This window comes from Tenacibaculum adriaticum (genome assembly GCF_008124875.1).
Taxonomy (GTDB): Bacteria; Bacteroidota; Bacteroidia; order Flavobacteriales; family Flavobacteriaceae; genus Polaribacter; species Polaribacter adriaticus.
This window is the reverse complement of sequence record NZ_VNIA01000004.1, coordinates 20618-35901: the sequence shown is the minus strand read 5'-3', so window position 1 is coordinate 35901 and position 15284 is coordinate 20618. Positions and strand designations below refer to the sequence as shown.

16 protein-coding genes and 2 tRNA genes are annotated in these 15284 nt (G+C 29.8%); all 18 read right to left on the bottom strand.

Annotation, left to right across the window (positions count from 1 at the left end; translation table 11 throughout):
- Position 1: 1 nt before the first annotated feature.
- Positions 2-1540 (bottom strand): glucosamine inositolphosphorylceramide transferase family protein, encoded by a 1539-nt coding sequence (locus tag C7447_RS11685; RefSeq protein WP_148870702.1) that lies wholly within the window; start codon positions 1538-1540, stop codon positions 2-4.
- 1 nt (position 1541) lies between these two features.
- Positions 1542-2054 carry an acyltransferase gene (locus C7447_RS11680; protein WP_148870701.1) on the bottom strand — a complete coding sequence of 171 codons (513 nt, stop codon included), beginning with the start codon at positions 2052-2054 and terminating at the stop codon, positions 1542-1544.
- A gap of 15 nt (positions 2055-2069) precedes the next feature.
- Complete coding sequence (locus C7447_RS11675; RefSeq protein WP_211354925.1) at positions 2070-2357, bottom strand: hypothetical protein; 288 nt, start codon at positions 2355-2357, stop codon at positions 2070-2072.
- A complete protein-coding gene (locus C7447_RS15105; RefSeq protein ID WP_394343763.1) occupies positions 2348-2473 on the bottom strand; it encodes an LbetaH domain-containing protein in 126 nt (41 codons plus the stop codon). Before C7447_RS15105 ends, C7447_RS11675 begins: the two co-directional genes overlap by 10 nt.
- Before the next feature lie 290 nt (positions 2474-2763).
- Positions 2764-4221 carry an O-antigen translocase gene (locus C7447_RS11670; protein WP_148870700.1) on the bottom strand — a complete coding sequence of 486 codons (1458 nt, stop codon included), beginning with the start codon at positions 4219-4221 and terminating at the stop codon, positions 2764-2766.
- Positions 4222-4256: 35 nt separating this feature from the next.
- The gene (gmd, locus tag C7447_RS11665) at positions 4257-5369 is read right to left on the bottom strand and encodes a GDP-mannose 4,6-dehydratase (protein WP_148870699.1); all 1113 of its coding nucleotides are present in this window, start codon (positions 5367-5369) and stop codon (positions 4257-4259) included.
- A 4-nt stretch (positions 5370-5373) separates the two neighbouring features.
- Positions 5374-6324: a GDP-L-fucose synthase family protein gene (locus tag C7447_RS11660; protein WP_148870698.1), complete on the bottom strand. Its 951-nt coding sequence runs from the start codon at positions 6322-6324 to the stop codon at positions 5374-5376.
- Between the two features lie 10 nt (positions 6325-6334).
- Positions 6335-7351, bottom strand: coding sequence for a mannose-1-phosphate guanylyltransferase (locus C7447_RS11655; protein ID WP_148870697.1), 1017 nt, complete (start codon positions 7349-7351; stop codon positions 6335-6337).
- 50 nt (positions 7352-7401) lie between these two features.
- Positions 7402-7794 carry a hypothetical protein gene (locus tag C7447_RS11650; RefSeq protein ID WP_148870696.1) on the bottom strand — a complete coding sequence of 131 codons (393 nt, stop codon included), beginning with the start codon at positions 7792-7794 and terminating at the stop codon, positions 7402-7404.
- A gap of 2 nt (positions 7795-7796) precedes the next feature.
- Positions 7797-9119: a UDP-glucose dehydrogenase family protein gene (locus tag C7447_RS11645; RefSeq protein WP_148870695.1), complete on the bottom strand. Its 1323-nt coding sequence runs from the start codon at positions 9117-9119 to the stop codon at positions 7797-7799.
- Positions 9119-9550 carry an adenylyltransferase/cytidyltransferase family protein gene (locus tag C7447_RS11640; protein WP_148870694.1) on the bottom strand — a complete coding sequence of 144 codons (432 nt, stop codon included), beginning with the start codon at positions 9548-9550 and terminating at the stop codon, positions 9119-9121. The genes C7447_RS11645 and C7447_RS11640 overlap by 1 nt, the downstream gene beginning before the upstream one ends.
- Positions 9551-9596: 46 nt before the next feature.
- Entirely contained in the window at positions 9597-10529 is a 933-nt protein-coding gene (locus tag C7447_RS11635) for a Gfo/Idh/MocA family oxidoreductase (protein WP_148870693.1), read from the bottom strand.
- Positions 10529-11812: a nucleotide sugar dehydrogenase gene (locus C7447_RS11630; RefSeq protein ID WP_148870692.1), complete on the bottom strand. Its 1284-nt coding sequence runs from the start codon at positions 11810-11812 to the stop codon at positions 10529-10531. The genes C7447_RS11635 and C7447_RS11630 overlap by 1 nt, the downstream gene beginning before the upstream one ends.
- 102 nt (positions 11813-11914) lie before the next feature.
- Positions 11915-11989, bottom strand: a tRNA-Val gene (locus tag C7447_RS11625).
- A 30-nt stretch (positions 11990-12019) separates the two neighbouring features.
- A tRNA-Val gene (locus C7447_RS11620) sits at positions 12020-12094 on the bottom strand.
- A gap of 70 nt (positions 12095-12164) precedes the next feature.
- Complete coding sequence (locus tag C7447_RS11615) at positions 12165-13373, bottom strand: bifunctional folylpolyglutamate synthase/dihydrofolate synthase (protein ID WP_148870691.1); 1209 nt, start codon at positions 13371-13373, stop codon at positions 12165-12167.
- A 7-nt stretch (positions 13374-13380) separates the two neighbouring features.
- Entirely contained in the window at positions 13381-14391 is a 1011-nt protein-coding gene (locus C7447_RS11610; protein WP_148870690.1) for an NAD-dependent epimerase, read from the bottom strand.
- 24 nt (positions 14392-14415) lie between these two features.
- The gene (locus C7447_RS11605; protein ID WP_148870689.1) at positions 14416-15279 is read right to left on the bottom strand and encodes an energy transducer TonB; all 864 of its coding nucleotides are present in this window, start codon (positions 15277-15279) and stop codon (positions 14416-14418) included.
- Positions 15280-15284 lie beyond the last annotated feature (5 nt).

Genomic DNA, 15284 nt, shown 5'->3' with positions numbered 1-15284 from the left:
TTTAATTTAGATAACAATCAAAAACAAATATTTCATCTAAAAAGTGGAAATGATGCACACGTTTGTATTTTTTAAAACTATTGTTATGGATTTTAATATTTTCTTCTTTATATTCTTCTATATTCAATACTTTTATTTGATTAAAATTAATGTTGTATCCATAGATACCATAACTATTATTTTGCGATGGTCTGATTAGTTTATTATTAAGCTTAAGTATTGCTCCTGCATTTCTAGATTTTCTACAATCAGCAAAAATTGGGTTTTGCTTATGATTAATTACCTTATTTAATTTTAGTGAATCTATTTGATAAATGTATAATTCAGAACAGTTATCATTTAAATTATTGTTTGTTTTACTTAAAAACAGCCATTTATTATTGTTCTCATCCTTATAGTATATAGTATCAACTACATATTCACCATCAAAAGCATAAGAGTATAACTCCCATTGATTAGGAAAGTTTATACACTTATATATCTCTAATCTTCTCTTTTCACTTATTTCTGGTATCATGTAAATTTCTCCTTCCTCTTCAAAAACATTAGGATACGACAAATGATAATCTGTTATTAGAACATCTTCAATATCATTAATTTCACCATTCACAAGTTTACCACATGAGATAATTCCTCTACCTATTTTATTTATGTATTTTTCAAAAAAAACATAATATTCTTTTTTAAATTTAAATAAAAAAGGATCTGCCCAAAATTCATCCTTTGGTAATACTACTGGTTTTAAATTTTTAAAAAATTTATTTTTACTATAATTATTTCCAAAAACTAATGTCCAATTATCCTTTTTTCTATTAAAAAACTTATATAATAAGGATTTATAAAATCTTTTAAAAATCATTAAATAGAATTTAATTATGTAAATAAATTGAGTGTATATAGAAATTCTTTCTTCAAAATTTTCTGTTTTATTTTTACAAATATTGTATTCTCTTTCATTTATTATATATATATTTATATTTTTAATTAAAAATTTAGAAACTCTAACACTTAAAGATGCTAAATTTTTACTTCCTTTCCAATCATAGGTAAAAAACATGTCCTCAATAAAAACACCTTTATTTATTTTTTTATTGTAAACTTTTAATTTAAGGTTTACGCAGGGCATCTTTTTAACTACCTCGTTAATACACAATAAATTGTACTTATATATTAAAAAACTATCTTTAAAAACTTCTAACAATCCTATATTAGCTTTTTCAATTAAAATTTCTTTTTTTATGTTATGACTAAAATTTACTATAAAATCAAAATTATTCTCTTTTAAAAATGATTTTTTGATTTTTTGATTTTTTGATTTTTTTGAAAATGTTTTTAATACAATATTTTCTATTTTAATTTGAAAGTGTAATAGTAAAAACTTTAATGCACTAGTTTTTTTATTAGTCTTCTTCTCAAATTTTACTTCATTCTTTATCAGAATAACATTAAAATTTTTTTCTCTTGAGATTTCATCTAAAATAATATTCTCCCAGACATCGCTATTTTTATAATCATTAAGATACACTCCAACATTTATCATTCTAATTCTTCTTTATATATTTAATAACTCTTGCTGGATTCCCAACCGCAATTGTATATGGTGGTATATCTTTAACGACTAAAGAATTAGCCCCAACCACAGCACCCTCACCAATAGTTACACCAGGTAAAATAACAGTTCTCATACCAATAGAAGCATTTTTACATATTTTAATATACGCTTCCTTCATAGGTAAAGAGTTTTGTAAATTAAAACCGGTATATTTACTCATATCTCTTTTGTGTAACAGAAACAAACATTCAGACGCAATTAAAACATTATCTTCTATTATTAATCTTTTGGCAGAAGGTACATCTAAATAATTACCATAATTTATTTGCACTTTTTTACCAATTTGCACACCTATTAACCTCCAAAAGAAAGAACGTCCTTTTGTAAACATTAATGTAGGAAACATTGGGAAATAAGAAGAAAAATACCACAATAAGTGTAGTATAGTTTCTCTATAAAGATATTTAAATACCTTAATTATAAATCTAATTATTTTTTTCATTTATATTCGCTTTAATTAGAAACTCTTCAAATCCATTAAATATAGCTTATGTTCATTTACATAATTATTAAATGAATCTCCATATTGTGATTTTATTGGTAATACACTTGTATATTTATAACTTTTATTCCCATCAACAAATAAAGGAAACTCTTCATAGAAATCAGATATTTTAGGCTTTCTTTTAAAAACTTCTTTAATACTTCTTGCGTATTCAAAAGCTTCTTCCATATATAAACTTTTTCTTTTTTTATAATATTCATCAATTGTACATACTACTTTTGCTGGTATACCTACAGCCAACAATTAGATGGTATGTCCTTTGTTACTATAGAACCAAAACCAATAAAAACATTGTCTCCTATTGTGCACCCTTTTAAAATACTCACATTTCTCCCAAAAGCTACATTGTTTCCAATCTTAACTTTACCTGTAGAAGAAACATATAATCATGATAAATATTAAGAAATACGTGAGAAACATAATCGTGGGTTAGCAAACTAAACCCTCTATTAATAAATACATTATTACCGATCTCAACTAAAGATGGTTTATGTAAATCAATATCTAACGTTTTTCTATTAGTAAACAAAACATTTTCTCCTACTTTAATACCTTTACGTCTTAAATAATTTGTAAAACTTTTATTAGTAAGCAAAGCCAGTTTATACTCTATTGAATCAACAGTTTTTTTTAAAAAATTCATAATTTAATCATTTTTAATTTTCAAAAAAGAGAAAATATTAATACCCATCTCTTTATTTAAAGTATTAATAATCCATATTATATTTAATATCAATAATAGCCCTCCAAAAAAGTAGAAATACATACCTGAAACATAAAATGTTAAAAACCAAGAAATTAATATAATGGAAATACTACTTAAAAACACCTTTCTTAATAGTGTTGAAATTTTGAATTCCCTGTAAGTAAAAAAATACAGAATTAACACGTATAAAACATAAGCCAAAAGATAATTAATCCCTAATGCTTTAACCCCAAAATATTCTACTAGAATAACTAATAAAATATAGTTACCCAACCACATAGTTGTTTGAACAATAATATACTTTACCGTTTTCTTTTTTATAATTAAGAGGTACCCTAAAGGAAAAGCTAATACACGTAAAAAGACACCTAAAACTTGCCATCTAATTATTTCTTTTCCTAAAATAAACTTATCAGAATATAATAAAGATAATATAAAAGGAGAGAACATTATAACAATTATTACACCTAAACTTGATATCAAAACTCCTAATTCCATTTGATTATTAAGTAAACTATCTACTTCTTTCTTATTTTGTACAACCTTTGATAGCCTAGGCATTAAATCAACCCCCATTGCACTTAAAATTACACCTATATATATATTAGATATTGTAAAACTAGCATTATAAATCCCTAATATTTCTAGCCCAAACTTTCGTCTTAAATAAACTTGAATTAAATAAGTTGTAATAGCTACCAATACTGCAGAATAAGCAATCCCTATGCCTACAGAAAATAATGAATAAAATTCTTTTCTAAATTCAGTGAAATTCGATTTAACATTTTTTATTTTATGTTTTCGCAAAAAAATACCCGAAAAAAAAACTGTAGCCAAACTAACGATAAGAATAAAAAAAGGTATTCCTTTTTCCTTATAAAAAGTTACAAAAACTACTGCAAAAACACCTCCTAAAACTACTCCAGAAATTTGACTCTTAGCTATACTTTTTATATCTCTTAATCCATTTAAAATAGATACTTGACATTGAGAAACACTATTAAAGAAAATAGCAAAAGACACAACAATAATACCTTCAAAATAATTCTCATTTCCAAATAAAAGTTTACTAATATATTTTGACTTAAAAATAACAAAAATTGTAAATAATGAAGACACTATATAAATAGTAATCCTGAAAACCCATATAATTTTATGTACTTTAGTTTTATCATCTCCTTTTTCTGCAATTTGCTTAACACCTGCTTGATCCATTCCTAAGGTAGAAAAAGATGAAACTAATTGAACAAAAGAATTATATAGCCCCCAAATACCTATACCAGAAGGACCTAATAAAACGGCTAAAACTTTATTCTGTGCAAAACCAAAAAACAACTTGAATACTTGTACTAAACCAATTAACCCTGTTGTTTTTACAATTTTTTTGTAAGAATTCATTAACTCAAAAGTTTTAGTAAAAAAAATTATAGTAATTACTCAAAATAGTTTAGAGTAGTATATCCACCTTCTTTTAAGTATTGATCTTTCTTCATCAACTTAACATCACTTTTCATCATATCTTTTACTAATGATGCTAAATCATGTTCAGGAACCCAACCTAACTTTGTTTTTGCTTTTGTAGGGTCTCCAATTAGCAAATCTACCTCTGTAGGTCTAAAATACTTGGGATCAACTGATAAAACCTCCTTACCTATTTGAATTTGGTATTCAGACTTATTACAAGCTTTTACAAATGCTTTCTCATCAACACCCTCTCCTTTAAATTCTAATTCAATTCCAACTTCAGCGAAACTCATTTTCACAAAATCTCTAACTGTTGTTGTTTTTCCTGTAGCAATAACCCAATCTTCAGCCTCTTCAGCTTGTAATATCATCCACATCATTCTGACATAATCTTTTGCATGTCCCCAGTCTCTTTTTGCATCTAAATTCCCTAAATAAAATTTATCTTGTAATCCTAAAGCTATTCTAGACGTTGCTCTTGTAATTTTACGTGTTACGAAAGTTTCTCCACGTAAAGGAGATTCGTGGTTAAATAAAATTCCATTGCAAGTGTACATTCCATAAGCTTCTCGATAATTTACCGTAATCCAATAAGCATACATTTTTGCAACTGCATAAGGTGAACGCGGATAAAACGGAGTAGTTTCTGACTGAGGAACTTCTTGAACCTTTCCATAGAGTTCAGATGTTGAAGCTTGATAAATTCTAGTTTTCTTTTCTAAGCCAAGTAATCTTACAGCATCTAAAATACGAAGCGTTCCTAATCCATCAGCATTACCAGTATATTCTGGTGTTTCAAAAGAAACAGCTACATGACTCATAGCTGCCAAATTATAGATTTCATCTGGTTGAATTTCTTTAATCAAACGAGTGATATTAGTACTATCTGTCATATCTCCATAATGCAAAAAGAAATTACGATTGTCAACATGAGGGTCTTGATATAAATGATCAATTCTATCTGTATTAAATAAAGAAGATCTTCTTTTCATACCGTGAACTTGATATCCTTTTTTTAATAAAAACTCACTTAAATATGCTCCGTCTTGTCCAGTTACTCCTGTTATTAATGCTACCTTCATTCTTTTACAATTTTACTTCTTTAATTTCTTTAATATTACTTAAAAACCAGTCATAAGTTTTTTGAATTCCTCTTTCTAAATTTATTTGATGCTTCCACCCTAAAGAATGCATTCTCGAAATATCCATTAATTTTCTTGGGGTTCCATCTGGTTTTGTTTTATCCCAAATTAAATTTCCAGTATGGCCAACAACTTTTTGAATAGTTTCTGCTAATTCTTTAATTGTTAAATCTTCTCCTGTTCCCACATTGTATAAATAGTCTGGCAATTTATTCTCTAATGCAAAAACAACGGCCTCTGCCATATCATCAACAAATAAAAATTCGCGCATTGGTGTACCGCTTCCCCATAAAGTTACAGGTGCATTTCCATTTTCTTTGGCTTCATAAAATTTTCGAAGCATTGCTGGTAATACATGAGATGTTTCTAGATCAAAATTATCATGAGTCCCATATAAGTTAGTTGGCATTAAACTCACATAATCTTTATTAAACTGTTTTCTTATAGCTTGACAAGCTTTTACTCCTGTTATTTTCGCAATGGCATACCATTCATTAGTGGGCTCTAAAGAATCCGTTAATAAATACTCTTCTTTAAGCGGTTGTTTTGCTAACTTAGGGTATATACATGAACTTCCTAAAAATATAAATTTTTCAACTTCATTTTTTAAAGCAATATCTATTAAGTTATTTTGAATTTGCATATTCTCCATAATAAATTGATATGGATAATTATTATTTGCCAAAATTCCCCCCACTCTTGCAGCGGCATCAATTACTACATCTGGTTTTTCTTCTTCAAAAAAAGCTAAAACTTCTTGCTGGTTTCTTAAATCTAGTTCTTTACTCGTACGTCCTATAATATTTTTATATCCTTTAGAGACTAAAACTCTCCAAATAGCAGATCCTACCATGCCTTTATGCCCTGCTATATATATTTTATCTTCTTTTTTCATTTATTTAAAACTATTCTGTTAGTTCTATATTTTCAATCTTAATCTTGTTGTATATTTCTTTAACTGCATCTGTTTCATTTCTCTTTAAAACTAAAAGGCAATCATCTGTATCTACTATAATTAGATTGTCAATTGATGAAAATACTTTTTTCTTTGAAAAATTAAAACCAGACTCGTCTTCTGTTTTTGATAGACCATCTACTTGATTTGATTCTTCAAAATAGTTTATAATGGAATCAAAAGTTCCTAAATCAGTCCAATAAAAATTAGATGAAATTGTTTTAATTTTTTTGCTCTTTTCTAAAACGGCATAATCTATACTATCTGCAGGAATATTTTTCATGGCTCCTAAATCAATTAAACCATTCTCTATCGTTTTATAAGCCTCTACACAAGCTAAATACATTTCAACATTATACTTCTCCAGTTCTTGTAAAAAAACAGAAGCTTTAAAACAAAAAATTCCGCTATTCCAACTAAAGTTACCTTTCTTCAAAAATTCTTCAGCTGTCTTAAAGTCAGGCTTCTCTCTGAAACTCAATACTTCTTCATTTTCGTATTCAATATAACCAAAACCTGTATTTGGAGAAGTTGGTGTAATTCCAAATGTTACTAAGTAATCTTCTTCAGCAAGCTCTATAGCTCTTTTCATAGCTTTTTCATAAGAATTAGGATTGTTAATCATATGATCAGAAGGAGTTACAATCATAATATCATCTCCTTTTAAATCAAAAGCAGCCAATGCTATAGCTGGAGCTGTATTCCTTCCAATTGGCTCTATGATCTTTTTTGATATTGAAAAACCTATATCTTTAGATTGCTCTTCTGCTTCAACAATTTGCAATGAATTTGTTATTATCATATATTCATCAACGATATTACTATTTCTCTTAACTGTATGTTGAAACAAAGATTTTTTATCAAAAATCTTTAAGAATTGTTTGGGTTTACTTGCTCTAGATAATGGCCACAACCTAGTTCCTGAACCTCCACTTAAAACAACATTGATAATTTTATTTTTTTTCATAGTTGCTATATATAACCTTTCAACAAAGAAAATAATAGGTGTAAGATTACTTAATTTGCATTTAAAACGTACCGCATTTCTGTTTTCGAAAAAAACAGGTCTTTCTTTTGTTGACTTGTTTTTTGGGGGCAACTGAATAAATAAATTACCAGAAGCATTGATAAATTTGAAAAGTAACAGAAACTCACATCCAAATTGTTTGTGTTTTTTTTACCAACAAGATATGCTTTAAACTCTTTAATTAAATCTGTTAATTTATTAGCTACTAGTTTTCCTTTTGAAACTATAGAAATAAAATTTTTAACTCCTAAAATTTCCCTACTTTCTCCAACATTATCTCCTTCAGAAACCTTGTTAAATTCTAGTACTATTCTATTACCTTCACAAATCTTTTGTTGCAAAATAGGTGCTAATTTTAAAAAATAATTAAGTTCTCTAATCATATTTACTTACCTATCCTATAATACTGCACACCTTTCTCTTCAAGATTATATGCTATATATTGATTTCTACCATCAAAAATGACTGGTTCGATTAATTGATTCTTAATCTCCTCAAAATCTGGAGATCTAAACTCTTTCCATTCCGTTAATAAGACCAGAGCATTACTATCTTTCAAAACTTCATATTTTGTTTGAAAATATTCTACGTTTTCAACATCCTTTAAATAAAAATGCTTTGCTTCTTCTATCGCTTTAGGGTCATATGCTTTTATTTTCGCCCCTCTTTTTACTAATTCTTTAATTACATATATGGCCGGAGCTTCTCTCATATCATCCGTTCCTGGTTTAAAAGCCAATCCCCAAACAGCAAAACTCACTCCTGTTAAATTCTCCCCAAAATGCTTTATAATTTTATCAGCTATAACTAACTTTTGTCTATCATTAACCTGTTCTACAGCTTTAATTAATTCTGCATTGTAATTATTCTCTTCTGCAATCTTCTTTAATGCTTTTACATCTTTAGGAAAACATGACCCTCCATAACCAGCTCCAGGATATATAAAACTATACCCAATCCTAGAATCCGATCCGATACCAATTCTAACTTGATTAGCGTCAGCTCCAACTCTTTCACAAATATTAGCAATCTCATTCATAAAAGAAATTTTTGTTGCTAACATAGCGTTCGCCGCATATTTTGTCATTTCTGCAGAACGTATATCCATCGCTATAAATCTTTCATGAGACATCGTAAAAGGAGAATATAATTGTCTCATCTTATCAAATGCATATTCACTTTCGGCTCCAATCACAACTCTATCTGGTTTCATAAAGTCATTAATAGCTGCCCCTTCTTTTAAAAATTCTGGATTTGAAACTACATCGAAATCAATTGTAACTCCCCTTTTATTAAGCTCTTCCTGAATCGTTTCCTTTACTTTATCTGCAGTCCCAACAGGAACAGTAGACTTATCAACAACAACTAACCTATGTTGCATCTTTTGACCAATTTCTCTCGCTACCGATAAAACAAATTTTAAATCAGCTGAACCATCACTCCCCATTGGAGTTCCTACTGCTATAAAAACAATTTCTGAATCTTTTATAGCATCTTCTAACTTTGTTGTAAAAAAAAGATTTCTATTCTCTACATTCTTTAAAACCATTACCTCTAAACCTGGTTCATAAATTGGAATAATGCCTTCATGTAGTTTATCTATTTTATGTTGATCTATATCTACACAAGTTACTCTATTTCCCATTTCTGAAAAACAGGTGCCCGATACTAATCCTACATACCCCGTTCCTACAACAGTTATATTCATTATTTATCTTTATTTTTTAAATTTTCTTTTTCTTGAACCTCCTTACGCAAACCACTGCTTGAAAAACGGTGTTCTCTTTTATTAAAATAAAGTTTTATTCCTTTTTTCTCACAATAATCTCTACCTGTAAACTGTTTATTTGCATACTCATCTCCAATAACTCTAACGTCTATTTTAAATGAACGCAAAACATCTTCTAAGTCTTGTTCTGTCGCATAAGGCACAATCTCATCTACATACCTACACCCTTTTAATTGAATGTATCTTTCAACAACAGATTGAACGGGTCTATTTTTTTCTGGTCTATCTAAGGTAGGGTCAGTTTGGAGTGCACAAATTAAATAATCACATTGTCTTTTTGCCTCTTCTAACATTTTTATATGACCTGCATGAAGTAAATCGAACGCACTAAATGTTATTCCTATTTTCATTTTATTTCTTTTTTTCTTCTTTTTGACTGCAAATATATTCTTTATCTTATAAAAATAAATGCTTTTCTCCTTTAATCTCTAGCTTCTTGTTTCGTATTGTATGTGCAATTTCAATAGATTGCTTAGCATCTTGCAAGCTAAAACCGTTTCCTTTTAAAATTTCTTGATAGCTTTTTGTATGTAAATCAGTAAAGCCTCCACTAAACTCAATCTCATCTCCATCAACTGTTATAGAACGATAGGTTCTTTGTCCTTTTTGTTTAATTTCATTCGGCAATGTCTTTTCATCAATAGATAAAAACCAACGCACTCTCGCATGTTCAAACTCTAAATACCCAGCAGATTTATCTTTTTCTCTCAAATGCACAATGTTTTCTTGTACATCTCCAAAAACCCAAGATAACATATCAAAGAAATGAATTCCAATATTTGTGGCTATTCCTCCTGATTTACTTTCGTCTCCTTTCCATGAAACATCATACCAATTCCCTCGTGAAGTGATATACGTCAAATCAACATCGTACTTTTTATTTTTATTCTCTAAATCAACTTTTCTTTTTAACTCAATAATACTAGGATGTAATCGTAACTGTAAAATTGTATTCACCTTACTATAAGACTCCTTCTCTATAGACTGAAGTGCTTCTAAGTTCCACGGATTTAAAACTAAAGGCTTTTCACAAATTGCATCTGCTCCTCTTCGTAGTGCCATGCGTATATGGGAATCATGCAAGTAATTCGGAGTACAAATACTTACATAATCTAACTGTATGTTCTGCTGGCGCTTTAGCTTTTCTATATGACGATCAAAACGTTCAAACTCAACAAAAAAATCAGAATTCGGAAAAAAACTATCTAAAATACCAACACTATCAAACTTATCTAACGAAGCAATTAAATTATTGTTAGTATCTTTAATTGCTTTCAAATGTCTTGGAGCTATATATCCTCCTACTCCTAAAAGTGCAAAATTCTTCATTATAATGCTTTATCTCTCTTATCCTTTGCTAATACGTTTTTAACATCATAAACTATTGATTCCTCTTTTCTTAAAAGATCTAAATTCAGGTCTTTAAATTCATTATGAGCAACTGCCAAAACAATTGCATCGAATTTTTTTTGTGGAATTTCTTTAGATGACAAAACCTTATATTCATTCATTACCTCTTTTTCATCTGCCCATGGATCATAAACTTCAACATTTGCACCATATTCTCTCAATGAAGAAATAACATCAACCACTTTTGTATTTCTTACATCAGGGCAGTTTTCTTTAAAGGTAATTCCTAATATTAAAACGCTAGCGTTTTTAATTTTTAAATCTTTATCAATCATCAACTTAATAACCTGAGAAGCTACATATTCCCCCATTCCATCATTCAACCTTCTTCCGGCTAAAATGATTCCTGGATGATACCCAAACTCTTGAGCTTTTTGAGCTAAATAATACGGATCCACACCAATACAATGCCCTCCCACTAACCCTGGCTTAAACGGTAAAAAATTCCATTTTGTCCCAGCTGCTTCTAAAACATCGTTTGTATTAATATTCATCAATCCGAAAATCTTAGCTAATTCATTAACAAAAGCTATATTGATATCCCTTTGAGAATTCTCAATTACTTTTGCCGCTTCTGCTACTTTTATACTTGGTGCTAAATGAGTACCTGCTTTTATAACAGATTTATATAACTCATCGACTTTAACCGCAATCTCTGAAGTTGATCCTGATGTTACTTTTAAAATGTTTTCGACCGTATGCTTTCTATCTCCTGGATTAACCCTCTCAGGTGAATACCCTACAAAAAAATCTTTATTAAATATTAACCCAGAAACATTTTCAAGAACAGGAACACATTCTTCTTCTGTCACTCCTGGATATACAGTAGATTCATATATTACCAAATCTCCTTTTTTTAAAACTGATCCGACAGCTTTACTTACCTTTAGTAAAGGTTTTAAAACAGGTCGATTATTTTTATCTATAGGCGTAGGTACTGTAACTATATAAATATTACAATTTTTCACATCTTCTAGCACTGATGAACAAAACAGCCCTCTACTCGAAGTGTTTTTTTTATTTAAAACACTTTTAAGCTCCTTACTGGATACTTCCAGTGTAGAATCTATTCCTGACACTAATTCAGCTATACGCTCTTGATTAAGATCATAACCTACAACAGAATATTTTGTTGCAAACAATCTTGCTAATGGCAACCCCACATACCCTAATCCAATAACTGCAATTTTATTGATATTCATTAATTTTTATGAATCTATACGAACCTCGAAATTACAAAAAACAACATTAAAACAATACTATTAAACAAAAAAATCCTCATCGTTTTGATGAGGATTATCCAGTGGGCGCGAAGGGATTCGAACCCCTGACCCCTTGGGTGTAAACCAAGTGCTCTGAACCAACTGAGCTACGCGCCCTTTTTCGCAATTAACATTAAGGTTTCTTAGTGGGCGCGAAGGGATTCGAACCCCTGACCCCTTGGGTGTAAACCAAGTGCTCTGAACCAACTGAGCTACGCGCCCTTAATTGTTAATTGCGGATGCAAATATATAACAGTTTTAGATATTAGCAATAACTTTTTTCTACTTTTTTCTACAAAACCTCAGCAACGACAAAAGTACTCCCTCCAATAAAGACAACATCGCTTTCTTTTGCTGATGACAAAGCTTCTTCAAGTGCCTGATTCACAGATTCGAAAACCTCTCCAAATAAGCCAAACTCTTTTGCTTTTTCTTGTAAAATAATTTCTGATAATCCTCTTGGAATATCTGGTTTACAAAAATAATATGAGCTTTTTTTTGGAAACATTGGTAAAATTTCATCTAATTTCTTATCCGAAACGACCCCTAAAACGATATGCATCCTCTCAAATTTTTCTTTTTTTAATTGTTGTATTACATACTGCAACCCTTCTTTGTTGTGCGCTGTATCACAAATTATTTTCGGATTTTCTTGTAAAATTTGCCATCTCCCTTTTAGGTTTGTGTTTTTTACAACATTCAATAATCCTTTGGTTATATTTTCTTCAGAAATTTTAAATCCTTCTAATTTTTGAATAGCTGCAACCGCTGTTTTCGTATTGTTTTTTTGGTAATCCCCTAATAAATCTGTTTTATATACCCAATTATCATCCGAAGCAAAAGTAATTTCAGCATTATTTACAATTGCTTTTGTTTTAAATACCCCTTCTATTTCTGATTGTCTTTCTCCTATTACCACCGGAACATTTTCCTTAATAATTCCTGCTTTTTCAACTGCTATTTCAGGCAACGTTTCTCCTAGAAACTGTGTGTGATCTAATCCAATATTTGTAATTACAGAAACTTCTGGTGTTATAATATTTGTAGAGTCTAATCTACCTCCTAAACCTACCTCAACTACCGCTATATCAACTTTTTCCTCTGCAAAATAATCAAACGCCATACCCACGGTCATTTCAAAAAAGGATAAACCTTGTTTTTTAAGAAATGTTTTATTTTCTGTGATAAATTCTACTACTTTTCCCTGCGGAATTTCTTCTCCGTTTATTCGAATTCTTTCAGTAAAATTTTTAAGATGTGGCGATGTGTACAATCCCACTTTACAACCTGCTTCTTGTAAAATGGAAGCTATCATATGGCTTGTAGAACCTTTTCCGTTGGTTCCACCTACATGAATACTTTTAAATTTCCTTTCAGGGTGATTTAATTCTTTAGAAAAAGCTAAAATATTGGTTAAGTCTTTTTTGAATGCGGTTTTACCTTGTCTTTGATACATAGGAAGCTGAGCAAACATCCAATCGAGTGTTTTTTGATAAGCCATTGATTTTTTATTCGTAGTTTTTAAACCAATCTATAAATTGTTTTACACCAGTTTTTACATCTACTTTCGGACTATAGTTATAATCCTTTTGAAGTTCAGAAACATCTGCCCAAGTTCTCTCAACATCTCCTTGCTGAATTGGCATCATGTTTTTTTTACTTTTTACTCCTAAATTTGATTCAATTTCTTCAATAAAATCCAACAATTTAATTGGACTACCATTTCCGATATTATACAGTTTATATAATTCTCTTTCAGTTACAGGTTTTTCAAGAACTCTTTTTACGCTTTCAACTATATCATCAATATAGGTAAAATCGCGTTCCATTTTACCATAATTAAAAACATTGATAGGTTTGTTTTTGCTGATTGCTCTTGCAAATAGAATTGGCGCCATATCAGGTCTACCCCATGGGCCATACACAGTAAAAAATCGCAACCCTGTAGTAGGAATTTTATACAAGTGGCTATAAGTATGTGCCATTAATTCGTTACTTTTTTTAGTTGCAGCATACAAACTTACAGGATTATCAACCCTATCTTCTACTTCAAAAGGGATTTTGATATTTGCTCCATAAACACTTGAACTACTCGCATACACCAAATGCTTAATTTTAAAACTTCTTGATACTTCTAAAATATTTAAAAAACCAACAATATTACTTTGTATGTATACATCTGGATTTTCAATACTGTAACGAACTCCCGCTTGAGCAGCTAAATTACAAACTACATCAAACTTTTCGTTTTCAAATAACAAAAACAACTCTTGTTTATCTTCTAAATTCATTCGGATAAACTTAAAAGAGTCATTATAAATATTGCTCTTTGTTAGTGTATGATATTTTTCTGCTTCCTTTTTATCAATTCCTAGCTGATTTAATCTATTATATTTTAAACTAACTTCGTAATAATCATTAATATTATCTAATCCGATTACTTCATGGTTTTCATTCAATAATTTTTCAACTAAATGATACCCAATAAATCCTGCAGCTCCTGTAACTAATATTTTCATTATTTAACAAATATTTACCCGTTGTTATTTTGACAAAGAAAACTTATAAATTATAGTCCCTCGTTGTTTTTCTGGGGCTTTACTGTCGGCATTCCATTTAGTTTTCAATGCCGCTTGTTTTGCTGCCTTTTTTAAACATGAATGTGTATTCGTTGACCCTTTTACACCTGGATCTGCTTTAATTACTTTTCCATTATTATCCACCTCAATACTTACCACAACTGTCCCTTCTTCTTCGCAATCGGGTTTTTGTATAGGTTTTGATAATGCTTTCCTTCCTGCTAAATTATAGTTTCCTCCAGAACCACTTCCTGAATTCCCATAGTATTTATTAGAGTTAGGATCCCCTTTTTCATTTCCTTTTGCTCCTGGTTGTTTATCGTCTCCTTCCCCTTTTGGTTGTCCTTCGGAAGAATTTCCATTAAGCAAGCTATTTAAAGCATCGGTAGTTGCCTTAGATGGTTTTGGTTTTTCTTTTTTTTGCTCAACTTTTTTAGGAGTTTCTTTTACGGACTCAGTCTTTTTGGGTGCTGATTTTTTAACTACAGGTACTTCCTTAGAAGTTTCTTCAGTAATAACTTCTTCTTTAATTATTTCTTTTGGAGCATCCTCAGCTTTCTCTTCAATAACTTCTTCTGATTTTTCTTCGGAAGTTTCTTCTTGCTGCTCTTCTACAACTTTTTCTTTAAGTTGGGATGCTGTTTTAGTGTTTTCCACTGATTCTCCACTACCCTCTTCAGAATTTCCAAAATTAATCGCTAAACCATATTCTACTGGTGGATCAAGGTATTTCATTCCATAGTTAAAAATCCATAGTAGAAATAACAATAGAATGGCAGCTGTTATAATTGCGGATTTACGTTTATGTTGTGTATCTAAAACCTTCATTTATT